At 44.2% G+C, this 25000-nt stretch carries 17 protein-coding genes; 15 read left to right on the forward strand and 2 right to left on the reverse strand.

Translation table 11 applies throughout. The annotated features are described in order from the left end of the window. Nucleotides 1-379 precede the first annotated feature (379 nt). Nucleotides 380-1357, forward strand: a complete 978-nt coding sequence (locus BMW45_RS13485; protein ID WP_143057038.1) for a FliH/SctL family protein — start codon at nucleotides 380-382, stop codon at nucleotides 1355-1357. Between the two features lie 114 nt (nucleotides 1358-1471). Here the strand turns inward: BMW45_RS13485 and BMW45_RS13490 are convergent, their stop codons facing one another. Then, a complete protein-coding gene (locus tag BMW45_RS13490) occupies nucleotides 1472-6625 on the reverse strand; it encodes a DUF7601 domain-containing protein (RefSeq protein ID WP_092244445.1) in 5154 nt (1717 codons plus the stop codon). 315 nt (nucleotides 6626-6940) lie between these two features. Between BMW45_RS13490 and BMW45_RS13495 the strand changes: the two genes are divergently transcribed. Continuing rightward, a complete protein-coding gene (locus BMW45_RS13495) occupies nucleotides 6941-8356 on the forward strand; it encodes a hypothetical protein (protein WP_092246479.1) in 1416 nt (471 codons plus the stop codon). A 420-nt stretch (nucleotides 8357-8776) separates the two neighbouring features. On the opposite strand, the gene BMW45_RS13500 is transcribed toward BMW45_RS13495, so the two are convergent. Next, complete coding sequence (locus tag BMW45_RS13500; RefSeq protein ID WP_092244448.1) at nucleotides 8777-9127, reverse strand: helix-turn-helix domain-containing protein; 351 nt, start codon at nucleotides 9125-9127, stop codon at nucleotides 8777-8779. A gap of 128 nt (nucleotides 9128-9255) precedes the next feature. Between BMW45_RS13500 and BMW45_RS27830 the strand changes: the two genes are divergently transcribed. From BMW45_RS27830 to BMW45_RS13560, 13 genes are all read left to right on the forward strand, one after another. Then, nucleotides 9256-9429 carry a hypothetical protein gene (locus BMW45_RS27830; RefSeq protein ID WP_166433350.1) on the forward strand — a complete coding sequence of 58 codons (174 nt, stop codon included), beginning with the start codon at nucleotides 9256-9258 and terminating at the stop codon, nucleotides 9427-9429. Nucleotides 9430-9592: 163 nt separating this feature from the next. Further along, nucleotides 9593-10135: a signal peptidase I gene (gene lepB, locus BMW45_RS13505; RefSeq protein ID WP_092244451.1), complete on the forward strand. Its 543-nt coding sequence runs from the start codon at nucleotides 9593-9595 to the stop codon at nucleotides 10133-10135. 32 nt (nucleotides 10136-10167) lie between these two features. Then, nucleotides 10168-15558, forward strand: a complete 5391-nt coding sequence (locus BMW45_RS13510; RefSeq protein ID WP_092244454.1) for a DUF7601 domain-containing protein — start codon at nucleotides 10168-10170, stop codon at nucleotides 15556-15558. 1 nt (nucleotide 15559) lies between these two features. Continuing rightward, nucleotides 15560-16117 (forward strand): signal peptidase I, encoded by a 558-nt coding sequence (gene lepB, locus BMW45_RS13515; protein WP_092244457.1) that lies wholly within the window; start codon nucleotides 15560-15562, stop codon nucleotides 16115-16117. A 99-nt stretch (nucleotides 16118-16216) separates the two neighbouring features. Beyond that, nucleotides 16217-17512: a DUF7601 domain-containing protein gene (locus BMW45_RS13520; RefSeq protein ID WP_092244459.1), complete on the forward strand. Its 1296-nt coding sequence runs from the start codon at nucleotides 16217-16219 to the stop codon at nucleotides 17510-17512. Between the two features lie 66 nt (nucleotides 17513-17578). Further along, complete coding sequence (srtB, locus tag BMW45_RS13525; protein ID WP_092244462.1) at nucleotides 17579-18526, forward strand: class B sortase; 948 nt, start codon at nucleotides 17579-17581, stop codon at nucleotides 18524-18526. Then, nucleotides 18510-19745, forward strand: coding sequence for a Spy0128 family protein (locus tag BMW45_RS13530; RefSeq protein WP_166433351.1), 1236 nt, complete (start codon nucleotides 18510-18512; stop codon nucleotides 19743-19745). The genes srtB and BMW45_RS13530 overlap by 17 nt, the downstream gene beginning before the upstream one ends. Then, nucleotides 19742-20539, forward strand: a complete 798-nt coding sequence (locus tag BMW45_RS13535) for a class B sortase (protein WP_092244467.1) — start codon at nucleotides 19742-19744, stop codon at nucleotides 20537-20539. Before BMW45_RS13530 ends, BMW45_RS13535 begins: the two co-directional genes overlap by 4 nt. A gap of 24 nt (nucleotides 20540-20563) precedes the next feature. Next, nucleotides 20564-20983 carry a DivIVA domain-containing protein gene (locus BMW45_RS13540; RefSeq protein ID WP_092244470.1) on the forward strand — a complete coding sequence of 140 codons (420 nt, stop codon included), beginning with the start codon at nucleotides 20564-20566 and terminating at the stop codon, nucleotides 20981-20983. Nucleotides 20984-20996: 13 nt separating this feature from the next. Beyond that, on the forward strand, nucleotides 20997-21857 hold the full coding sequence (locus BMW45_RS13545) for an ICP22 family protein (protein WP_092244473.1): 861 nt from the start codon (nucleotides 20997-20999) through the stop codon (nucleotides 21855-21857). A gap of 47 nt (nucleotides 21858-21904) precedes the next feature. Next, the gene (locus BMW45_RS13550; RefSeq protein ID WP_092244476.1) at nucleotides 21905-22441 is read left to right on the forward strand and encodes a hypothetical protein; all 537 of its coding nucleotides are present in this window, start codon (nucleotides 21905-21907) and stop codon (nucleotides 22439-22441) included. Between the two features lie 296 nt (nucleotides 22442-22737). Then, complete coding sequence (locus BMW45_RS13555) at nucleotides 22738-23832, forward strand: PTS transporter subunit EIIC (RefSeq protein WP_092246482.1); 1095 nt, start codon at nucleotides 22738-22740, stop codon at nucleotides 23830-23832. Between the two features lie 154 nt (nucleotides 23833-23986). Then, a complete protein-coding gene (locus tag BMW45_RS13560) occupies nucleotides 23987-24979 on the forward strand; it encodes a hypothetical protein (RefSeq protein WP_092244479.1) in 993 nt (330 codons plus the stop codon). Nucleotides 24980-25000 lie beyond the last annotated feature (21 nt).

The following is a 25000-nucleotide window of genomic DNA, read 5'->3' on the forward strand; positions in this document are numbered from 1 at the left end:
CTTTGCGGCAATATCATTATGAATTTATGTGTGCACAGGTTATACAGTATCTGACGTGCAAAAACAAAAATACAAGCTTCGTTGTGACCTCACAGGTGATGTTCTGCGGAATCCATTTTTCAGCAGGATATCATAAATAATGCCTCCTGTTGTTGATATAGAATTTTAAGAACAATAAGAGGAGGTTTTACAAGTGGAGGAAAGTCTCATAAGAGAATTATATTCAGCCGGCATAAATGCAGAGTATGATGAACATGCGAAAAAACTATTGGCTCAGAAGATTATACTGGCTCACATTCTTGTAAGCACGGTTTCTGAATTTGCAGAAATGGAGCCTGAACATGTGGTTCCTCTTATTGAAGGGGTACCGGAAGTATCAATGGTTCCCGTAAATCCAGGAGAAACAAACTCTCTGAAAGAAAACTTGAGCAATGGAGAAAAGGGAGTTATGCCTGCTATCTCCGGGATTAACACAGAGAGCCAGATTCCTTATGAAGGCAGGGTTAATTATGATGTTCATTTCTTTGTCTGGGCCCCGGGAAAAAGGGGAAAGATGAAGATGATACTGGATGTTGAGGCTCAGAAAAATTTTTATCCAGGTTACCCAATTGTCACTAGAGGAGTTTTCTATACGTCCCGTATGATTTCTGCTCAGCTGGATACAGAATTTAAAATTCCTAATTATGATGATATTAAAAAGGTGTACTCCATTTGGATTTGCATGAACTCGTCAGAAAGAGTCGGCAACACCATTACGGAGTTTGGAATGAATAAGAGAGAGATTGTAGGAAAGTCTGGTGATATGGGAAGGTATGATCTGCTCGGCGTTATAATCGTGGGTCTGCCGAAGGAACTTGCAGGGGAAAACGACGGATCAAAGCTGCATAGACTCTTAGGAACTTTATTTTCCTCCCGTTTATCAGCAAAAGAAAAAGGGAAGATTTTATCAGAAGAATTTAATATACCAATGGAATCTGATTTAGAAAGGAGGATCAATATTATGTGTAATTTAAGCGAAGCGATTGTGGATGAAGCGATTGAAAGGGGCTGGAAAGAAGGGCTGGAAAAGGGGATTGAGCAAGGAATAGAGCAAGGAATAGAGCAAGGAATAGAGCAAGGAATAGAGCAAGGAATAGAGCAAGGAATAGAGCAAGGAATAGAGCAAGGAATAGAGCAAGGAATAGAGCAAGGAATAGAAAAGGGACTTGAAAAAGGACTAGAACAGGGAATGGAGCAATTAATTGCCAACTTTCTACATAATGACAATCATATAAACCTGGCAGTTAAAATGTTGGGAGTGCCGGAAAAAATGGTACTCTCGGTTGCTCTAAGAGAAGGGATTAAGGTTGTGAGCTAAATACTTTAAGGAAGATTTATGAAGAGGGTTGATTATACGTAGTATGACAGTAGGAAAATCATTGAATGATTTTCCTACTGTCTGTTTGTTCCTGCAGTGCAGCATCTTCAGCTGTTACTTATCAAAATGCTTTCTCCACAATATGCCCGAAGATGTCAGGCCTAGAAGTGCCGAGATGATAAGAAATCCGTAAATTATGATATCATCGGACATGTCATCACCGGTTTTTGGAAGGCCAATCGGATGGAGCTTTCCATTTGAACCTACGATATAGCCAAGAGGTACTTCACCATAAACATCATATAGCTCTTGGGGGGTCATCTCTTCCCTGGGTTTTACTTCGGTCGTTGGTGTACCTGGCTCGGTAGGCTCGGTTGGATCTGGCTTTGTCGGATCCGGCTGTTTGGGCTTTACGGAAGGTGTCTTTCCGCCACCGCCACCGCCTGAGCTAGTGGGTTTGCGGTATGTGTTGGTAAATGCAGCAATTGATGTTTCAAGTGTACGGATAATGCCTGAGTCTCCTGTTTGTGCGGCAGTGTATCTTTCAGAGGTATAGTTGGCTTCTGTCACCTGATATTTGGTTCCGTCGGGTAATCCGGTGATGGTGATGCTTTCCCCGTCGGCAAGTGAGATCTTATCACCGCTTTTGATGGTTCCGTCAGAAACTCCCTTTCCCATATAGGAATAGGTACCACTTGCGTTAAAGGTTACAGTGAAATCAAACTTCTTTTTGGTATCAGCGCCGCTTCCTGCAACTGTCTTGCTGATGGTCAGGCTACCGGGCAAAATCTTCGTGTTGATGAAGGCAGCTACATGTTCCTCATCTGTCCTGATGGTACCGGTTGAGCCTATAGATGCGGTAGAATATCCGTTTGTAGAATAATCTTTTTCGATTACCGTATAGTCCGTGTCTTTTGGAAGTCCGGTTATGGTGGCGCTTTGCCCGTCAGCGATAGAAATTGTACCGCCGCTCTTAATGTGTTTCGCCAGAGAATCTCCTGTAATGGTGTAGCCATAGGAGCTGTCATCTGGTGTACCGTCCGGTTTTGTGAAGGTAACAGTGAACTCAAAAGGACCGGTTTCGTTGCTGTTTCCGGCAACAGTTTTTTTGATAGTCAGACTACCAGGAAGATATTTTGTGTTTACGAAGGATGCTGTCTGCACTTTGTCGGTTTCAATTTTACCGGACGAACCAGTGGAGGCAGAGGAGTATCCGCTTGCGGAATAATCTTTTTCAGTTACCGTATAGATTGTATCCATTGGAAGTCCGGTTATGACGGCGCTTTGCCCGTCAGAGATAGAAAGTGTACCGCCGTTCTTGATTTGTTTCGTTATAGCATCTCCTGTTATGGTGTAGTCATAGGAGTTGTCGTCAGAGGTACCGTCCGGCATTGTGAAGGTAACTGTGAACTCAAATGGACCGGTCTCATTGGTGTTTCCAGCAACCGTTTTGTTGATGACCAGGCTACCGGGCAGATATTTTGTGTTGTTAAACTCAGCTGTCTGTGTCTTATTAATTTCGATAGTACCATGCTCACCTGAAAAGGTAGTCTGATAACCATCGCCGGTGTAGTCAGATTCAGTTACCAGATAGGTGGTATCCTTCGGAAGTCCGGTTATTGTGATACTTTCATTATGCTTAAGCTGAACCGTTCCAAGACCGTTCGTGATAATAAGCTGGCCGTTTTCTTTATTGCCGGAGCCTATATAGTTGTAAGTGCCGTCTATATTTTGGCCGATAAGCCTAATGGTGAAATTAAAATCTTTGTTGATATCACCTGCATTGCCATCAACCATTTTGCGTATGGATAGATTGCCAACTGTGTCTGGTTGGTAGTTTATAACTGTTAGAACCTCACCCGCTGTTTTTCCTGCTACCGTAGTAATGGTTTTATTATTTGAATCCTTTGCAACGGTCACAATATAAATCATATTGTCTGATTCATAGGTGTCAGGAACCGTTGTTTCCTTTAAATAGTAGGTAAACGCAGGATCGCCAAAAGCTTTTGGCGCAGGAATCGGGTTGATTCTCAATGTACCATCCGGCCGCATGATGCTGGTCAAAACAGGGTTTTGAAGTGTTTTATCTGTGTATAATGTAAACACAGCGCCGTCAATGATCTGATTCTGAGTATTAACCTTACGGATGTCAATGTAGCCATTGCGCACCAAGGTCGCGCTGGCATGAGAACTATCGACTTGATAAGAGGCATTGGTGCCAGTACCATCGATTGAACTGCCAGACACGGAGACCTGATTCTTTAAGCTGGTGCCGACATTACCGGTTACCTCGGTCGTATAAACGATCAGATATAACTTGCCGTCTGTAGGGGTAAAGGTCAATACGCGCGAATCTTTATCATACGAGATTCTGTCCTGCAGCTGCTCCGTGGTTAACACATTTCCTCCTGAGGTTGGAAATGCTCCATTTATCATCTGATCATACTCTGTGATATGGAAAGCGGTAAGATTCAGGGAGCCGTTCCGTTCAAAAGGAAGTTCAAGTCCTACGGGTATTTTATCCGTGATTTTTATATTTTTCAAATCCGGTAAATCATAGGGATTAAATTTAATTGTCCACTCCAGTGGTTCTTTGCTCGTATTTACATTTTTAATCAGGAATTGAGTTGATACTTGAACCGATGTTGTAGTTTCCGGATTCCATTTATTATCACCTTCTGCAGTCATCTTGACCGTGTTTGTCGCAGTTTGATATGGATCGGTTCTTCCATTTGTATATGATGCCTCCAGATATTTTAAATACTGGTCGTCAGAGAGCTGTGCCTTTACTAAAATGTAATAGGCTTTATCCAGTTTTTTGAACACAAATGTTGCATTTTGGCCGGAAATATTAGTGCTTTCAATAATCTCCGAATCATCCGTAACCGGAGTATCGCTGCTTGTATAAAGCTGATATTTCACATCAGAACCTATGTCAACAAACGACCAGCCAACGGGTAATGTATCTGTCACTGTCACCTTGCCCAGTTTTCCGTTTTCAATGTCTGCACCAGTCAGGTCAAAGCCATCCTTATTAATGTTTAAGCGGAATACTGCGGTCTTATCCAGTGAGTTAAATCCATTTCCACTATCGCCAACAGTCTTTGTTCCGGCTTTAAGTACCTGCTTGCTTAAAACGCTGCTGTTATAAATGGTTCCGGCATTTCCGTCATCTAAATGTACTGTTCCATAATACAGGGAAGCAGTATTGCTGATATCTTTGCCTGTATTTGCGGCAAAGATGTTCGGATCGAGAACCTGTGATTTGAAATTATAAGTGTATGCCTTGTCAGTATTGAACCCACTGACCACAAGAAGGTCACCTACGCGTGTAGAACTTACCATAACTGGTTGGATGGTAAAATTCAGACCATTCTTAGTCCAGTTTTCATTCTCGGTCCCACTTTCATTAACAACTTTCTGACCATACATTGGTGCTATCTTTTTGTATTCTTCGCCAACCAAAGTATTAAGGTTTGTGCTGTCCAGGTTTACAGAGTTACCGTAAATCAAAAGGTCGTATACTTTAAGGCTTGAAGTGTCATGAAAGCCTGATTGTTTTTTTAAGTCAACGGTTACTTTCCATTCGATTTGGCGCAAGGGATAATTCGTTGATACATAACCTTTTGTAAGGCTGTCAAAACCAATGCCTACATCGGCGCTATCCGAAAAGGTTCCATTTGGTTTACCGGTCCAAGTCAGTGTCGCGGTGTTGTGATAGGTTTTAACTGCCCCTACATATGCATCATTTGCGACATCACATACAATCGTCAGCCGAACTTTCTTGCTGGTAGTTCCAGTCAGCGTATACTGTCCGCTCCCGGGTTCCGTTGTATAGGTTGGTACATTAGTCAGCCCATCGCCGGCAGTGAGTTCTGCCCATGTATCTGCCGCTGATTCATATTCCCATTTCGCTGACTTCCAGCTTAATCCTGCAGGGCTGGTGGGAAGATTATCAGTGATGGTCAAGTCCTGTAAGGGTATCTGATCTTGATTAACGGTGATAGTCCATGTAATCGTGCGGTCATTGGGGTTATATGTACCTTCACTCAGCCCGTCTCCTGGCTTACCCTCTTTTTTTATCAAATTTTTTCTTTGAATGGTTATTGGAACAGTATTTGTATTAACCAGCGTATCTTTTCCGAACTTTGCGGTATTATTGATTGTACCGCCATTGATCAGCATCTCCGCAGGAATCATCGTGCGAAAGGTGATGATCTGTTCTCCTTTCACATCTCCAAATTCATAGGATAACAGATTACTGGCATCAGGAATGACCTTAGGACTTGGTTCACTGCCATTGATCATAAACGAATCTTCCACATACTCACCAACATTCGTCAAATGGTCCTGGAATTTATAGCCAAGTAAAGAAATGTCGCTGCCCTTCTTTGCGTTTACTTTGACAGTCCATTCAATTTGTGTCTTGTCATCGGAAAGCCGGCCGGTTTTGCTCTGGGTCTGTGTGATTGGAATCTCCGGTGCCTTGACAGTAAACTCCTTTCCTAAAATGTAAACATTGTTTTTTGGGTTTTCTTCCGTTACGTCGGAGCCGGTGTATTTCATGGTGGCACCGAATTCACAGTTGACATTTGATATGCCCGGATCCTTAAGTACCTCTCCATTAAAGTCGATTCTTACCTGACTATTCTCGAAAGTAAGAGTCCCTACCTTTTCTCCGTTAAACGTTAAATTAAGTGTTGGGGAACCTACGATTGTTATGTTGTCATCCAGCTTCAGTATTGCAAAGTCTCCATAGCTAACGTACTGGTCTGGATCGCTTATGCCATCTCCCTCAACCGGTACATCAAAGGAACCTTCTGCTGTAAAATTCTGTCCAGCAATGATTTCTGTGACAGATGAACCATTCTGCTTGATTGATATGGTTAAATTACCAAGTAATTCTGTTACATCCTTTGGTACCATATCCATAAATTCCGGCTGAAGACTTACTATGCCGGAAGGCGTGGAAGCGTTGGAATCTGTGGCTGTGGTTGGTTCATTCACCTGGCCTTCATCCAATTCTTCCGTTTCATCCGGTTCATCCGTGGGATTGGTTTTTTCCTCTTCCCCGGATGAATCCGGCTTATGCGCCTGACTACCGGTAGCGACGTTGTCATGGTTACTGATCTCAATTACACTGTCAGAACTGTCATTCAATGTATCCAGTCCTCCAGCCCAAACATTGTTGAGCGGCGAAAACACGTTCAGTACCATCATTAGTACCAACAGCCAGCTTACCAGCCGTCTTTGTTTACTTATTTTCAATCTCATTCCTCCTTTTAGTACTGCCTTTCATTGAATTTCAGGCATATGCCTGAGAATTGCGGCTTTGTATTTATAGTAATTCTTCCGCTGATTCGAATTTAGCGCAAAGAATCCTACGAAGATTATATAAAGCTGCCTTACTTGACGCTTGAAAGTTTTTAAAAAAAGTTACGGGAAAATAGACAAGAATGAAAAAATAAGTAACATTATTTTCCAAAATAGGAAAAGCAGGGTAAAAGGTTACACTGAAATAGACAAAAGAGAAAAATCATGTTACAATATTTTCCAGAATATGGAATAGTGGGGGAGCAAGTGATGAAAACCGGTAAATTGCTGGAAGAGCTGATCGATATTGCAAAGACGCCGAAAACAGACTTTGCAATCAGCATGAATATGACTCCTAGTGGATTAAGTAAGATCTTAAAAGGAGGACGGCTGCCTTTTTTAAAGGAGAAGAGAGCATTCAGCAGACAGGCTGCTGCCTATTTTGCCGAGATTCTGTATGGCCATGGCTGTTATTTGAAATTTATTCATATCTTTCCGGTCATATATAATTTCAGTTCCAGGTATGAACTGGAAATATTTCTGGCCTATGCCATAGAATATGCTTTTGATAAAGATTTTGACGAGGAGAACAATGGGAATCTGGGTTATCCGGACAGGGAAGCCAGCTTTCTGGGGAAAAAGACCATTCTGAACATGTTTTGTGTGCTTGTTTCCGATCATATCATGGTTAATCATGATATTCCCCTTGAGTTTTACAGTACCCTTTCTTTTTTTGACCAGTCATATTCCGATATTTTCCAAAGAATAAAAATATCAGGCTCCCGGAAGCGGGAAAGAGCTGTCTTTAACCACTATTTTGATATGTCCGTGATTGAGGCGTCAGCCCTCAATAATAATACTGATATACTTTCCTCCATAGTCGGAGCACAGGAGTATGTAGACTTAAATTTATGGAAAATCACAAAAGAAATGAATTGCACCTTTTTACTTTTAAAGGGGCAATTTCTTCTGATCTTCAGTTTACAGCTGGATGGGATGCCCCTTATGACCTTTGTCAGCCATAAAGGCTATTTAAACGTCTTCTATAATTCACTGGTAAAGAAGGATGCTAAGAAAATAAGCTATAGCGGAAGAGAAGCAGTTACTGTTCTGGAAGCAGATTCTTCTATTCTAACCAGGCTTATGGATATGCATGTGGAAGCTGTATATAATTTTATATCCATTGGTTATTTGATCGGAGAAAAGGATTTGGAATCTGTGAACGGGAGGGCAGTCTCAAAAAGAGCCATTCTGGAACTTTTTCGTAGAATACTGGATAAGGAAACTGCTTTTTTCGTGACTGTGGATGCGATGATTGGTTTTTGCTCTACGGGAAAAGCGATTGTACCTCTTTTTGGCGTCGTGGACTTTCCGCCCGAGGAGCGTATCCCATACCTACAAAGGTTTAATACTTTTATTAATGATAAAAGTTCTGATAAAGTCAGGATCGTGAACAGTGAACAGCCGAAAGCGGCAGTATTCTGTTTACAGGGGTTAAATCTGATTTATACGATTGACCATGATTATAAAAATGAAAAAATCCATTGCTTTGAAACGGATCTTTTTCAGTTGATTTTAAGCAGGGAAACATCAGAAAGTACGATGAAATTACTGGATTTCAGCCCTGACTTATGGCTGGCGTATCTCGATGAGATGTCCAGGAACCTTGGCAGATCCGCTTTATAAAAATGTATAGGAGGTTCCCAAGGCTAAGGTATACGCCTGAAACTGCATTTTAGAGACTGCTGAAAATATTATAAAACGGAATAAGATTATAACATTCAAAGAAAACCGGTGCCAGGATTTGAGTCCTGACACCGGTTTATTTAATTAAGAAATTATTATTCTGGCTTATCCTTGGTATTCTGACATTTTTACCTGAAGTACGTGAACCCGAACTTTGATGAAGGATCTGATGAATATGAAATTCAGTTCTGTTTTCTTTAACGTTTTTGCAAGAATAAGATAAGAATTTTATAGCAGAAAGGGTCAGAGTATGGTAAGGAAATGTATATGATGACAACTGGTGCCAGATATGGAAAAGTACTGACTTTCTTATTTTATACTTGTAAAGTACACAGTTTCTCAATATGTGGATCAACATTGCTATTTGCTTTCCCCACCAAGGCGTGTTTTCAAGGCTTTGATGGTGTCAAGCAAATATAGCTGTTCGTCTTCTGATAATCCCTTAATTACTTCATATAATTCAGTTAATATCTTTGCCCTCTGATTTATTCTTGCAGTGTTCTCCATCTCCCCCGAGCCATTCATTAGCCAGTCTTTGTTTATATTAAGGGTCTGGCAGATGGCATTTATGACTATAGTTTGTGGCTCTGTTTTATTTTTTTCTAAATTGAATATAACACCACGCGATACTCCAATAGTTTCAGCTAAGGAATCTTGGGTAAACCCTTTATTTTTGCGGGCATGTTTTAGGCGTCCGCCTAATGTATCCATTGAAATCACCTCAAGGGAATTATACACCGCAAATAATTCATTGTCAATGCGGCTTAAAAAGCGTTGACAGTGAAAAAAATCCTATGCTATAATTCATTCATAAGGCAAAAATGAGAGGGGGTTATGCCGTGTCAAAGCAAAATGAAGATATAGAGCTGATAGATGAGATTATTGAAAATGTAAACGGGCTGCAGCTTGAATATCAGGAATTTTTTTTGGAAATCGCTAAAGGAATGGCGTTTACAAAGAGCTGTTTAAACAAACAGATTGACGGCGAAACCGACAAGCCAAAGACTGCTTAACCACCGCAGGAACAGTGGTGTAGTTTGGAGCAAAAAGACTGCTGTTTATGCATTAATCAATACAAATTGAGAAAAATGGGATAAAGTTATGTTGAGAAAAATTGTTAATTAAATAAAGGATATAACCAAATCAATATACAGCAGGAAGCGGGTTTATGTAAATATGAAGAGGTCAGTAAAAACTTATCGGCCAAAACATGCCGCAGCAACGAATTACTCCAGCCAGTCATTCTGGCTCTCACTTATAAAATGTACTGTGACTGCGGTGGCGGTAGCGGTGATTTTTAATACAATGTTTGGAATTGCAGCTGTATCAGGGACCTCGATGGAACCGACTCTTTATGATGGGGATATAATCATATTTTGGAAACAATCAAGTTCATATGAAAGAGGGGATATTATATTTATTAAGGCAAATGGACGGGAAGATTACGTCAAGCGAATCTGCGGTATTTCCGGAGATGTGCTGGGGTTTGATGATGATAATGGACTTTTTCTTTTAAATGGAGAAGTACAAAAAGAGCAGTATATCTATGAAAGGACTTATGGGAAGCCGAAAATCGGTTATCCGCTGAAGGTTTCCGAAGATCAGTTTTTTGTTATGGGAGATCACCGAAGTGATTCACTGGACTCCCGCAACTACGGCACTGTAAGTAAAAAACAGATCAATGGAAAAGCTCTCATCCTATTTCGTGGCAGGTTATAAACGTATGAAATTATTGAAGGCAGAGGTACAGTATGAGAAAAAAATGTAATTGGCACATTGGCCTTTCGCTGTTGCTGGTAGTGGTGCTGATTATAGGATTGCTGCCGGTTACAGGTATCGCCCAGAATGACAATGAAGGAGAACTAATTTTGTCCTTTGACATGCCTGTGACAGAAATTAATGTTCCATTAGGTACGGTAAGTGCAGATATTCCGTTGCCTGAAACCCTGACAGCAACCCTGGAGGGCGGCTCAACAGTGAACATACCTGTAACATGGGGAACCAGTGGATTATATCAAAAGGATGAGGCAGGAACCTATCTGTTTACTGCTGATATCGGAACCTATGTCTATGCAAAGGCACGTCCTGTTGCTGTGGTAACAGTAGTACCCTTAGGCGAACTTTTCCATGAGAATCAGATCAGCGGCAAGCTGTGGCTGGATGAAAATGGTGACGGTGTAATGGATGATGGTGAACATGCTATAGCAGGTTATCCTGTCAGCCTTTATACAGCAGATGATAAAAGCACGGCAATCAGGGATACGAAAACTCTGTCAGACGGGACATACCGGTTTGATAACGTGGAACCAGGCAGTTATGTGGTGGGTATAGCATCTAAGACCATTGAAGAAACAGAATATCTTCTGCCGACAGAAGGGGTTACCGGTGATAATAAATTTAATCTGGTACAGATAGACGAGGAAATTACAGCTGCTTACAGCGAACCGGTTGTGATCATGGAGGATGTTGATACTGCGGCAGAGAATATAAATGCCGGACTGTACCAGGGAGCCAAACGATTTTCTTTTCTAGTAGGATCATTCATAAACCTGCCTTTAGGAGGCAATGTACTTGCCAGCGGTGACACGGGCAAATTGGTAGTAATGGAAGCGGACGGGGATCCTTTAAGCGGCTATTATGAGGCATATACCGCAAATGAAAGCGGCCTTCGTGCGGCGCTGATGGGAATCTACCAGAGGAACCAGGCAGAATCAGATTATATTATGTATTTTGGTTCCAATATTACGAATCTGCCGGGAAATATTTTTAATGATACCACTTCCGCAACCGGTACCGGAGATGTTACATTTGCCTCCTTGCGTGAGAGATTAAATACACTTGTGCTGACAGGGGATCAAGAGGATCCGGTTACAGACACGCCGGCGGCTTCCGCCCCCTCCAATGCAAGCCTCATCTCCGTTTCAGGCACCGGTGAAAGATATTTCGGCTGTAACATCATTCTCCGCAATATCCGGCATACGTTTAATGCAGGTAACAGCGGAACACAGGGTGTATATATGAACGGGTATGCCCTTACCCTGGGGGGGAACTCCTGGCAGACGGCAGCCACCCGCTATTTTGGAGGAAGCAGCACCGGGTTTGTTACGCCTTATGAGGAAACTGCCTCCATCACGGTTTACTCTACCGGCAATGGAGACTCTTACTTCATCGGCGGTATGAGGACAGGCACCTTAAATGGCAATGCTGCTGTTACGATACTTGGTACCAGCGGCAATACCTTCAGTATCCGGGGCGGTGGCCTGGGCACCTCCGCCAGTGCACCTGCCAATATTACCGGCAGTGTGACTAACACCATCATCAATATGGCTACCGGGAGCGGTGGATTGGAACGTTTCCTTGGTGGGGTGGAATATGGGTCCGTAGAAGGTCCGATCACCAATGAAATCAGCGGAAGCGGCAGGTTTACATCCTCGGATGCAGGATATACCTGGACTTCAGGTACAAGCCGTTTTATCGGAGGCTCCCTTTACGGTGATGTGGGAAGCGATGCCACGCTGGGAAGTGCTTTGGATACCTCCGATCTTACAGGTCTTTTATATACGGACGATTATGTCATCAAGAACTATATCGATACCAGCAATTTTACCAATGGAAGAGCGTGTTATATCGGTACTAATTTCCAGTCCGGCATTGTAAAAGGTAATGTTATCAACCTTGTAAAGGCGGGGACGGACAACAACGGATCCATCAGCGTTTTTTCCGGAGGTGCAAGTATCTACGCGGCCATCGGGGGTGTCTGGCAGAGTCAGTTCACGTATTATCCTTCCACTGCAAAGGTCACAAACGTGGAGGCCGGACTTAACGCAGCTAAGGCTGCAGCCGATTACCAGCTGTACGGTAATATTACAAATGTAATATATTCGGGCAGCATCTGCTATAGCGCAGACAATGAGCATTGGTTCCGCGGTGCCGGCTGGGGATATATGGAAGGAAACGCTTATTCAGAGGTTGGAACAGAAGGAATAGCCTATCTGGGAAACTATAAAAGTTACAGCTATTCTACCACCAATAGATCTCAGGGATACAACACGGGGTTCGATCTGGTCGGAGGCGGAGGAACTATCTCAGCTAATAACAGTTTTTGTATCAAGGGGGATACGACTTTGGTCACCAGGAATGTCCTTGCACGCTGGACCTACGGCGGCAGTTTCGGCGGGGTGCAGGTGGGGGATTCTGTACGGATTCATCATGGGGGTGTGGTTGATACCTGTGAGGGAACCGGCTACAACAGCTTTATCCATGTAGGGGATGGCCGCGCAGAGGTGCACGGCGGACAGGTGGATTGGTTTCTCAGCGGCGGTGGCTGGAACGATTCTTATCAGGATGGGAATGTAAGCGTTGAAGTTTTCGATAAACCAAATGTTTACATAAATGCTTCAATGGGAGGTACCTATGGTTCTTCTACTACCCACTATATCAGTGGCGATTCGACGATAGTCGTACATGGAGGCAATTTTTCCGGGACGGCTCGTGCTGACGTTTTCCGGGGGTTTTCCGCGGGCCCGTCATATGCCGGGTATATTTACGGCAATGCAAGTGTTACGATCGATCTGCGAGGAAACCAGTATGGTTTTTCCCTTGCGTCCGGTGACAGCATCAGCGGAGGACGGAGGCTGGGGGCTGGTACAAGCTCTTATCTAGGTACAGATGCGAACAATACGGTTACATTGAATGTTCTCACTGACGATTCCCAGACAGATCTGCTGAATGGGCTTAACATATACGGAGATTGTTCTGGTACGGCAGCCAGCGCAGGTAATACAAGGGCCGGGCGTATTATCATCAATGTCAATGCCCCTAATGCCATCATCGGAAATCTTTACGCCACGGATTACTCGAATCTTACCGGGGGAACTTTAAGAAGAGATGTGCAGGTAAATCTGGTTTCTGCGGGGACCATTACAGGACTTTGTGCCGGCAATGGTACGGAAAACATCACAAACACCGTGGCCTCAGCAAGTGAACAAGCTGGTAAGAAAGCAGTAATAAACGTTGGACCGCAGTCTGCGGATCCCAATGATATCCTGGGTGACTGGGAAACCGGCCAGACCCCAGACGGCCTGCCTCATCGGATTTTGATTTCTACGAACGGCATCATCGGCTTTACCTCCATGGATATCCAGAAACGTCTGCTGGTAGCACAGAACGGTAATATTAAAAACGGTTTAAATGCCACAGTATCCAATCACGGCACGTCCTATCATACCTTCGGAGATGTGACCCTGCATGCAGGGGAAGGGATGGTGGGTGCAGGCTTAGGTATTGCCTCTGCCGGCGCATCTTTCATTGCGGGTACAGCACATGTGGAAGGCGAAGGTCAGGTATATATCCAGTCTACCGGTCAGGTAGACCAGATCGTTCTCACTGATATCATAACCACCGAAAATAACGCGCTGACATGGCTGAAGGTGGGGAATGTTAGTGCGGACAGCAATCTGCAGACGAACTGGTTCGGAGTCAGCAGCGGCTGGCGCGTCATCACTTTGAATCCGGATAAAGAAAAAGCAAAAGACAGGATCACCCCTGTGAATTTCAGAGGCTCTGAAGAGTCCACAGGAAAAACGTTCATCGGGGACAGCGATACGCATTTCTCTGGAAATAATGGATATGCAGTTGCAATTCTCGGTTCGGTCTATAACTGGGAGGTAACGGAAGGATATGGCAAGGTATCTCATAATGTTCCGGTATCTACCACAGTGCCGTCTTCCGGGCATTCTATAAGCGCTTACGGTACTGTTCCGGCAGATACGCCGTCTGCAAAAGGGTCCATTGCTCTTCCAAGCGCTTTGATTCCAGGAACGGTTCCCTATCCGGTGTTTTCCTTTATCCCGGATTCTGCCCGCGGTGAACATATGGAAAGCGTTGACATCTTCGGTTCTGACCGGTATATATCCGCAACGCCGCATATGTACCACATTGATGCAGGTGATGTTAATCAGGTAAAAACCTGGACAGCAAGCGGTGACGACAAGGACTATAGCTTTGATATCAGAGCACAGTTTGCCCAGGGCGATACCCAGGTATCTGCCCAGGACGTCATTATCACAGAATCGGAAGCGGCAGCCATTAACAGTGTGGATGATGTCATCTCGTATACGCAGGCCAGCGGATCCCCTTTCTTCGGAAACAATATAACGGCCCAGCTGCTTGATGAGATCCGCACACCGCTGGGGCAGGATCAGACGTGGCGGACCCATACAGTCAGCTATACAGCGGGAGATGAGGCGCTGACAGGGGGTCAGGTACATACAGACGCCCGTGTTACCGTTGTGAGAGACGGAACGGCTGTATCAGCAGACCGGCAGTTTGCTCTCTATGCCAATGATGGGACGATGACACTGGAACAGGCCCAGTTGATAGGCAGCCAGACGGCTCTGGACAGCGGATTTACAAAGGCTGTGGCGATTCTGGCAAATGGAACTACTGCGATGCCTTCTATTGATGATGGAGCTCTTCCTGCTATTACAGGTTCGACTGCCGCAACGGTTCCCAAAGATGTTCCGGTCAGCTATTCTTATGCTCCGGATGGGCAGTCCCAGGCAGTTACGAAACAGGTAAACGTACATATTGAAGGTCCGAGTGAAGTAAATGTTACCATTTCCAAAAGAGTAGCAGGCGACTACGCCGACAAAACAAGGGAATTTTCGTTTGCAATATACATTCGGGACAACAGCGGAGCCGCCATCCCAGCCGGAACCCAGCTTTTATATACAGGCAGTACGGTATCCGGCTCTGGAGCAGAGGCACCGGCCAATGGAACACTGACACTTAATGAGGAAGGAAAAGCCACGTTTACGTTGAAGCATGGCCAGCAGATAACCGTTAAAAATCCTGTGCCGCAGGGCAGTGTCCAAATTGTAGAATCAGCCGATCCGAACTACAGCGTGTCTTTTACGGACAACAGCACCACAAGCGCAACAAACGGTTCGGATACCGGGATAGTCAGCCTTGCAGGAGCAGACAAAACCTTTGATTTCATCAACACAAGAATTTCTGTCGTACCGACCGGCGTATTGATGGGAAGCATACAGGGGCCGGCTCTTCTAGGGCTGTCCATGCTTTTGCTGATGGGGCTGTTTAGCGCCTGTATGATTAATTACCGCCGGAAAAGGAGTTTGTGACATGTCTGAATTGCAGAAACAAGGAGAAAATAAAGCAGCAGAAAAAATTTACGAATTTCAGGCAGAACCCTCACTTGGAAAAGAAATCGTGTTTCTTCTGGCAAAAATAGCTGCGATCATCCTCGCCTTCCTTTTGGTGTTCACGTTTTTGTTTGGTCTTTGCCGCAATTCGGATGCCTCTATGGTTCCGTCCGTTAAAGACGGAGATCTGGTGATGTTCTACCGTCTGGACAAAAGCTATGTTGCCCAGGACACCCTTGTTCTGGAGTATAAAGGAAAGAAACAGGTGCGCCGGGTAATCGCCACAGCAGGTGATACGGTAGATATCACGGAAGACGGGCTTCTGGTTAATGGCGCGCTTCAGCAAGAAGCAGGAATCTATTCACCTACGCAGCGATATGAAGATGGCGTAGAATTTCCGCTTACTGTCAGGGAAGGAGAAGTATTCGTTCTTGGTGACAGTAGGGAAAACTCCACAGACAGCCGTATATACGGAGCTGTGAGGGTGAAAGACACACTGGGGAAAGTGATGACGATCCTCAGACGTAGAAATATATAGCATATGCGGAACAATAGGCGGCAGAATGTCAGAATACAACCCCGCCATCCCCTGTGTTTATATAAAAAGTACAAGAATAACAAACAAGGAGTGAATACGATGAAAAAAAAATCGAACGAGTTACGAGGGAGGCTGACGGCCATGGCGCTTGCTGTGGTCATGTGCATGGGAACTGTCATATCCTCATTTGCGGCCGGTGATCCGATCTTTGGTACGGAAGACGCACCAGCAGCGGCCGCGATCACGAAAAATCTGATCATGCCGGAAGGAACTACAACACCGGCTGCAACCTTTACCTTCCAATTTTCCCCGGTAAGCGTTGACGATAGAACAACATCTGATGATTTAAATACAATGCCGGCCGTTGGTCCAACGACCTTAGCATTTTCAGCCAGCGATACAGGCACTGTATCTGCCGGTGCCAAGAACATATTAAAGCAGTCTGGGGACGTTCTTTCCGGCGTTTCCTTCCCCCATGCGGGCGTATACGTATACAAAATTGATGAGAATCCCAGTGTGACCGGCTATACACCCGGGGACAATGAGTCCTATGTATTTTCTCCTGCACAGTATACGCTTACGGTTTATGTGAAAAATGGTGTAAATGGACTGTACGTGGCTGCTGTCGCTTCAAGTATTTCTGTGAATGACAGCAGTAACCAAACTTCCGATCCTGGCGATAAGGTGGATCCGACTCCGCAGCCAGGTGACCCTAACATCACTGGCAATTACAGTAAAATAATCTTTACCAATACCTATTCAAAAACCGCAGGCGGCGTTGACCCTACGGATCCGAATAACCATGTTCTTACTATAGGAAAAGCTGTTTCAGGCGATTATGCCGATAGGACCAAGTATTTTGCATTTCAGATAACGGCGACTCAGCCGGGTGTTGTACAAGGCTCTGCTACATATAAAGCGTATGTTCTGGATTCAGGCAATAACGTAGTAACATCAGAAGACAACGCCTCTAACCTGCAAACTGACGTCAACGATTATTCGTATATTGAATTTACGTCGGGAGCCACAGAAACAGTTAATCTCAAACATAATCAAAAGCTGGTATTTACTGATTTGCACATTGGTGCAAACTATGTTGCAGTAGAAAGTGCAGTGGAACATTATACGGCATCCGCAATGGTCGTGGAAAACGGGGTAGGTCCGATCCAATATTTTAATTCAATCGAAAATTTGTCTCTTAGTACCAGCACCAAACTGATCGGAGAAAATGAAAACAGTGCTGCATTCACCAATACCTACAGGACCATTACTCCTACAGGCGTGATTATTAACAACCTTCCCTTTGTTATGATTTTGATTTTGGCAGCAGGGGCATTTGCGGCATTTGTAGTAATAAAATCCCGTAAAAAAAGCAACTATGTTCCCCATCGTTAGGCCGGGACGGAAAAGCGGCAGGAATATCCTGTGATTTACATTTAACTTACCGGAAAGGGGTCTTATATGGACATAAAAAGAATCGGCAGAAAAGCAGTAAAAACCGCAAACAGTATTGTAGATTTCCTGGTTCTGACTGTCATTCTCCTGCTGGTCGCTATAGCTTTTTATGCCATATGGGACTCGGATCAGGTATATCAGGCAGCGGATGCTGCCCAGTACTCAATTTATAAGCCGGATGCAGAAGAAGGCAGCATATCATTTGATGAACTTAAGGCAATTAACCCGGAGGTATTCAGCTGGCTCACAGTTTATGGCACGAATATTGACTATCCGGTAACACAGGGAAATGATAATGCAAAATATGTAAATACCAATGCATTAGGAGAATATTCCCTGTCGGGAGCGATCTTTTTAGACTATTCTAATAGTAAGGATTTTCAGGATTTTAACAGTATTTTATACGGACATCACATGGAAAAACAGGCAATGTTCGGAGAACTTGGCTCATTCAGCAGCAAAAGTTTTTTTGACAACCATGTATACGGCAATCTGTACTATAACGGGAAAAATCATGGATTGGAATTTTTTGCTTTTATTAAAACGGATGCATACGACGGAGGAGTGTTTGCGCCGCGGGTCCAGGGCAAAGAGGCACAGCAGGCTTATCTGCAATATCTGTTGGATAAGGCAATGCATACCCGTGAAACCGGAGTTACGACGGAGGACCATATTCTGCTCCTGACCACCTGTGCTTCGGATGCCACCAATGGAAGAGATATTCTTGCAGCCAGGATCATGGAAGAATGTTACACCAATACGTTTGACAAGGAACTATCAGGCGATACAAACGAATCAGTATCGGTGGACCGGCAAGCTGGTCTGTGGGAAAGCCTTCCCCAGTGGCTGAAGATCATGCTGCCGATTATGCTGATAATCCTGTTTGCTATTGCAGTTTATCATAAAGTTAGAAGAAACGCGAAAGGGGTTAATGGAGATGAGCTCCAAGAATAAAGTGAATCCGAAAGGGATAGCTGTGTGGTATCTGCTTATCCTCAGTCTTATGGCCATAGCATTTCCCCTGGATACTCCCGCAGGAACGGATTCGGTTTCCGTTACTCTATATGTAGATCAGGTCTTCGTAAAAAACAGTTCCGCATCAGATGTGAACAATGTGTTTTTGTATGACCTTATTTCTCTGGATCCGGGAAATCCAATGCCGTCAGGGAGTTTAAGCAGTGTCCATTCCTTTACGGCTGCCGGTACAAGCGTGAAAGAAGTCGGTCCCATCACCTTTTCTAACACTGGTATATATCGTTACGAAATCAAAGGGAATGCATCATCCCCGGCCAGTGGATATTCCTATGATACTCAGGTTTATTCGGTGGAAGTCTATGTGAAGAGGATCACAGAAGAGCTTTCGGCTGAGATCATAGTAAAAAAAAATGACGGCAGCAAAGTGGGCAGCATTAAGTTTGAAAATACTTATACTCCCCTTGCAAGCGATCCCGAGATTATGGTAGATCCGCCGGTGAAAAAAACAGTATCCGGCAACCCATCAAAAACCAGCAGTTTTACCTTTTCCCTGACGGCCAGAGATGGGGCAAATCCCATGCCGGAAGGCAGCGCGAATGGTGTTAAGTATATCACCATTTATGGTTCCGGTGAAAAGGATTTTGGTACATGGAGCTATATCCGGGAAGGTACTTATTATTATACTATTTCTGAAGTAGTCCTTCCGGACACCGGATATACTTACGATGACTCTGTTTACACGATCACCGATGTGGTAAAGGATACAGATGGACAGCTTGTAGTTACTCGGACGGTAACAAACGGCTCAAACAAGCAGGTGGAATCCTGTACGTTTATCAATAAGTATAACGGAGGAGGCGGAAGCAGTGGGAGCGGCGGAAGCGGCGGGAAAGGGAGCGGTGGAAGCAGCTCTGGAGGCCCTGGTGTCAAAATCGATGAAAACAGTGACGACAGCCTTCAATTTGTAAATGGAGATACTCCGCTTGCAAACCTTCTCGAAAATGAAAGCAATGCCGGTTCTGGTGCTTACAGCCCAAAAACCGGTGATGATATCAGATACGAATTATATGCAGCAATGCTTTGTACAGCTGCTGCTGTCGCGGCGGGGTGTGTGATCTATCTGATCCTGGCCTCCAACCGCATAAAGAAAAATCAGAGGAAAGATGATAACGGTGAAATAATCACAGGTGAAACATGAGTAAGAGGCAAAAAACAATTGTAACAGCAGTGTGGCTCCTTCTGATCGGTTCGATCTGTGTCATCGTGTTTTCCGGGTATAGGCTTAAGGAAAGCCTGCAAATTTATGCAGAAGGGGATCAAAGCTATGAAAATCTGAAAGAGCGGGTCCGCCGTCAGGAAAGCAGCAGTTCTTCTGATTACATAGAAGTAGATGAGCCCGGAGCAGAGCCGGCTAAGGACATTCCCACGGTCTCCATTGATTTTGAAGCGCTGAAAAAGATCAATTCTGATGCAGCCGCATGGCTGTACTGCCCGGACACCGTAATTGACTATCCGGTTATGCGTGCCCACGATTATGACTGGTATCTTCATCATCTTCCGGACGGTACCTATAATGCCAATGGCACTTTATTTCTCGATTACAACTGCCCGGAGGATTTTAGCGGGAGCCTGAGCATTATTTACGGACACCATATGAAATCCGGCGGGATGTTTGGAACACTGACAGAGTACAAGGCGCAGGATTATTATGAACAGCACCCTAATCTGTACCTTTACACAGAGCAGGGAAACTATCGGATTGATTTGAAATATGGCTGTGTCATCAGTGCGGGGGAATGGCGTAGCCGGGCGTTTATGTATGAGGTAAATAGAAAGGCATTGTTATCATATGCCTCGTCAAAAACAACGTTTGAGAGCAGTGCTGAATATACGGATCGTGACAGGTTCCTTGTGCTTTCCACTTGCAGCTATGAATTCGACGATGCCCGGTACGTTGTAATTGGTATTTTGCGGCCGGAATACGGAGACTGATGAGATAAAGGAAAGGAGTAAATAATGGTACTGACGAAAGAAGCGATTCAAGCGGTTAAACTGACCAAAAGATTCAGGAGATGCTATGATGCCCAGGAAGTTGATATCCTCTTGGATGAGATTGGGGAGGCAGCGGAAGAGCAGTGCCGGGAACTGGAACATCTGCGCAGCGTGCGCATGGAATACAACCAAATGAAGAATCAGATTTCAGAAGCTCTGCTGGCTGCACAACAGACCGCAAAGGAAATGCTTGAGCAGACCCGGAATAAATGTAACGAAGAGCTGGCGTCAATGCAGCAGAGAAGAATTACACTGCAGCAGGAGATATCCGGACTTGAGAAGTATAAGGTTTTAGAACTTGAGAAGATTCGGAAAGATCTTGAGAGTCTGTTGGGCGATCCTGAATCAGATGAGGCGGCGCAAGAGGCAGCTGCATCAAAATAAGGAGGAATATCAAATGAAAAAATATACTGCATTCCTCATCTCTGCGGTATTGTGTTTCAGTTTAATTACCGGGAAGATCGTTCAGGTATATGCACAGCAGGAGGAAGTAAAGCTGGAAGAATCGGAACAAGTGGATAACACGGAGCAGGATAGGGAAACTGTAAAAGATCCTGAGGAGAATGCCGCAGGCAGCAATGAGCAGGAAACGGCTGAACCAGACACGGAGCAAAGCGAAGCCGATACAACCGGGAACTCTTCGGAATCGGAAATTCCCGATGGATCAGAAGTCCCCGAATCGGATCATGATCAGACAGAAGAGGAAGAGCAGCAGACAGGTTCCGATGAAGACGAGGAAAGTGAAATTCCTGAGGAAAATGGGAACCAGGAGGAAAGTGAAATTCCTGAGGAAAGCGGGAACCAGGAGGAAAGTAAGATTCCAGATGAAACAAAGGTCCCGGAAGAAAACGAAGGCAATCCGGATGTTGCGGCAGCCATGGAGGCTGCATATACCGGCTTTTATGATCATATCAGTGATATTGCCGAGCTGCTTGATATATCAGACAACTATATGCTCATAGAGGGTGATGATAATTTTTGCGAAGCACTTGCTGTCTATGCCATAAAACATGATCAGACCGGGAATTATCCGTATGATGTGAAAATAACAAATGAGGCTGATTTTGACGAACTTCAATCCATCTATTGGAGCCTGAATATGGTAAATGGAGCTAAAAACGAAAAAGAATCGGTTATCCGTGTAACGCGGCTGTCCGGTGTGGATGTATATGCCTTATCCGGTTCCGATAAAAAAGTTTTTCAGTCACTCACTACGAACAAAATCAGAGAAAGAATTTGTACACTGCTTTCAGACTGACAGAAGAAAAACCGATAAACACAGATACGAAAGAGGAGAAGGATTGTATGGTAAAAAATGAAGAAATACAGGACATCTGCAGCGCCATGACTGTAACGGACCGCATCAGCACAATGCTGATTTGCTTTCAAGGAAAAGAAGGGGAAGATTTTTATGGTGAAATCCTTAACTGTTACATAGAAAAGCCTGTCTGCTTTTTTGGTATCGGTGATCTGATTCTTAAATTAGATGAAATCTGCGACTGGATCGGTTCCCCTCAACCAACTACTGAACCAAGATTTCTTAATAAAAAAATGGCTGAGCAGTATGCGCTCAGGACCAGGAGAAATAGTATAATACCGGAAAAGGCCAGTATTCAGCTGCAGAACAGTATGGTTCTGTATTCACAGGCCAGTCGGGCGAAGAGCACGCTCTTAATCAAGATAGAGTTTCGTCAGAACGCCACCATGCAGGGAAGAGTGATTGGAAAGCTAACATCAAAAAAGTATATAAGCTTCCGAAGCGCTTTGGAACTGATGCGTATGATAAAAGAAATTGCCATAAAGACAGAGAGCACTTATTATAGGCATAAATCAGTGCTTTAATGGCATGCTGCCTGCATGTTAAAATCCCCTGCATCTGCGGTCAATCCAGATGCAGGGGATTCTGTCTAATATCCTTACACTTTAACCTCAAACATAATTCTTTCGCGGTCATCTGTTTTCCCCTATTCCGGGATTTCCCAGGACTTCTTTATCCGGCTTCATGGCTGTCATGCGGTACAGACTGCATCAAGGTATCGATAAAAATACATATGGAAAATGATGTGAAATATGTTACAATGGCAGAAGCGGAAAAAGGAAATTTACGCAGAGAACGTTTCACCATAGGAGAGGAAAACATGAAAGAAAAAAAGTCAATGATTAATGTTATGATCGATGGGATCTCAGGAATCTTCCTGCCTATTATTAATCTGTTAAGCGCGGCAGGAATATTAAAAGGCATATTGACCATTCTCACCGCATCTAATATTGTGTCAGGAACAAGTGAGACTTATCTGGTGTTAAATGCCATGGCAGACAGCCTGTTTTATTTTCTGCCTATGGTACTGGCATTTACCGCGGCAAAAAAATTTGGCTGCGACCCATTTACTGCAGTGGTCATCGGCGGAGTGCTTTTGTATCCTTCCCTAACTAAAGTATTTGAGGCTGGCACTAACATATTTTTTGCCGGAATTCCCATGAAGGCCGTTATATATCATTCCGGTGTAATCCCCATCATCCTGGCGGTTGGACTTCTTGTATATGTGGAACGGGTGGCAAATAAAATACTGCCGGATCTGATAAAAGGTTTCTTTGCCCCCTTGATCTGCATTGTAGTTGTTGGACTGGTCACACTGTTTGTATTCGGGCCAATCGGGAATGTAATAGGAGACGGCCTGGCTGCGGCTTATGAATTTGTATATCAGATCAGCCCAATGATTGCAGGTGCAGTATTAGGAGCGGTGATCCAGCCGATGGTCATATTTGGTTTTCACTGGAGTTTTGTACTGGTCGCTATGAATAATATTTCTGTAAAAGGCTCTGATACCATACTGGCTTTGATCGGGCCGGCAGTATTTGCCCAGGCTGGTGCGGCACTTGCGGTTTGTTTGAGAAGTAAGGATAAAAAGTTCCGGTCTCTCTGCTTATCTGCCGTAGTGTCCGCATGTTTCGGAGTCACAGAACCGGCTATGTTCGGCGTAAACCTGCCGTTAAAAAAGCCTATGATTGCAGTATGCATCGGCGGTGGGGTGGGAGGAGCCATAGCAGGATTTTCGGGAGCTCAGGCAATGACCTTTGCTTTCCCAAGTATGATTACATTACCTGTTTTTATTGGAAGGGGATTTGGGCTGTTTGTTGTGAGCTGTTTTGCCGGTTTTTTAACGTCGTTTTTGCTGACATTATTCCAGCCGGGGGTAGTTTATGACGGAATCGCTTCAGAAGCCGCATGTTAGAGGGGAAGTGATCTGACGTTTCACATTCATATTTATATGAATTCATAAAAAAATCACAATTTATCTGATGAAATTTAAGGTTTGTTTCAGCTTTACATGGTAAAAAAGAAGCAGATAAAAAAATTGATTTAACCTAGAGTGAGGAGGAATTTATATGTATATGTTAAAAAGGTCTGCAGCATTTATCACAGCAGCTATTTTGTCTGTGACTCCAATTACGGCATTGGCGGCAACGGGAACCCAGATCAGCAGTGTTTCACTTTACATATCATCAGAGATTGAGGCCGGAGAAGGCGGCAGTGATGTAACGGTTACATCCAGTTCCAGCAAATTCAGTATCGACGATGTTGAGGTTACAAATAAACCGGATGAAGAATGGAAGGATGGAAATAAGCCCAAATTAAAGGTTACTTTAGAAGCAGAAGACGATTATTACTTTGCCTCCGGTTTTTCCAAAAGCAGTGTAAGTCTTAGCGGTTCTGACGGGACGGTCAGTTCTGTCAGCCGGAGCAGCAGTGAACTGATTGTATATATAACGCTTGATGCTTTGGAGGATGATGAAAGTGATCATGAGCTGGCAGTGAGTAACCTGGAGTGGGATGAAGAAAACGGCACAGGCTACTGGGATGAATGTGAGGATGCCAATAAATATGAGGTACGCCTTTACAGGGGAAGCAATGCAGTGACTTCCGTGCTTACAACCACCTATACCAGCTATGATTTTTCAAGCTATATGACGAATAGCGGGAATTACTCCTTTAAAGTACGGGGAGTATACAACTCATCCAATAAAGGCAGTTGGGAAGAATCTGACAGCTGGTATGTATCAGCCGATGTGGCAGAGGAGATTAGTTCTAAAAGCCCAAGCGGTGTTTCAGGGCCGGGAAGCAGCACAGGAGCAGGCGCATGGCTGAAGGACAGCACAGGCTGGTGGTATTGTAATGCGGACAAAAGCTATACCATCAATAACTGGCAGTATATTAATGATTGCTGGTATTATTTTAATAAGTCAGGATATATGGTTACAGGCTGGATCCATTGGAACTCCATATGGTATTATTGCGGAGAAAGCGGAGCTATGCTTATAAACACTACAACGCCGGATGGGTATGAGGTAGGAAGCGACGGGGCGTGGATCCAATCATAAAACAGATAAAATATTGCAATG

The sequence above is a fragment of the Lacrimispora sphenoides genome, assembly GCF_900105215.1.
Taxonomy (GTDB): Bacteria; Bacillota; Clostridia; order Lachnospirales; family Lachnospiraceae; genus Lacrimispora; species Lacrimispora sphenoides_A.

Coding starts and splice junctions, on each gene's coding strand:
- BMW45_RS13485 (WP_143057038.1), top strand. CDS start 380: ATGGTTCCCGTAAATCCAGGAGAAACAAACTCTCTGAAAGAAAACTTG.
- BMW45_RS13495 (WP_092246479.1), top strand. CDS start 6,941: ATGAAAACCGGTAAATTGCTGGAAGAGCTGATCGATATTGCAAAGACG.
- BMW45_RS13500 (WP_092244448.1), bottom strand. CDS start 9,127: ATGGATACATTAGGCGGACGCCTAAAACATGCCCGCAAAAATAAAGGG.
- lepB (WP_092244451.1), top strand. CDS start 9,593: ATGAAGAGGTCAGTAAAAACTTATCGGCCAAAACATGCCGCAGCAACG.
- BMW45_RS13510 (WP_092244454.1), top strand. CDS start 10,168: ATGAGAAAAAAATGTAATTGGCACATTGGCCTTTCGCTGTTGCTGGTA.
- lepB (WP_092244457.1), top strand. CDS start 15,560: ATGTCTGAATTGCAGAAACAAGGAGAAAATAAAGCAGCAGAAAAAATT.
- BMW45_RS13520 (WP_092244459.1), top strand. CDS start 16,217: ATGAAAAAAAAATCGAACGAGTTACGAGGGAGGCTGACGGCCATGGCG.
- srtB (WP_092244462.1), top strand. CDS start 17,579: ATGGACATAAAAAGAATCGGCAGAAAAGCAGTAAAAACCGCAAACAGT.
- BMW45_RS13530 (WP_166433351.1), top strand. CDS start 18,510: ATGAGCTCCAAGAATAAAGTGAATCCGAAAGGGATAGCTGTGTGGTAT.
- BMW45_RS13535 (WP_092244467.1), top strand. CDS start 19,742: ATGAGTAAGAGGCAAAAAACAATTGTAACAGCAGTGTGGCTCCTTCTG.
- BMW45_RS13540 (WP_092244470.1), top strand. CDS start 20,564: ATGGTACTGACGAAAGAAGCGATTCAAGCGGTTAAACTGACCAAAAGA.
- BMW45_RS13545 (WP_092244473.1), top strand. CDS start 20,997: ATGAAAAAATATACTGCATTCCTCATCTCTGCGGTATTGTGTTTCAGT.
- BMW45_RS13550 (WP_092244476.1), top strand. CDS start 21,905: ATGGTAAAAAATGAAGAAATACAGGACATCTGCAGCGCCATGACTGTA.
- BMW45_RS13555 (WP_092246482.1), top strand. CDS start 22,738: ATGAAAGAAAAAAAGTCAATGATTAATGTTATGATCGATGGGATCTCA.
- BMW45_RS13560 (WP_092244479.1), top strand. CDS start 23,987: ATGTATATGTTAAAAAGGTCTGCAGCATTTATCACAGCAGCTATTTTG.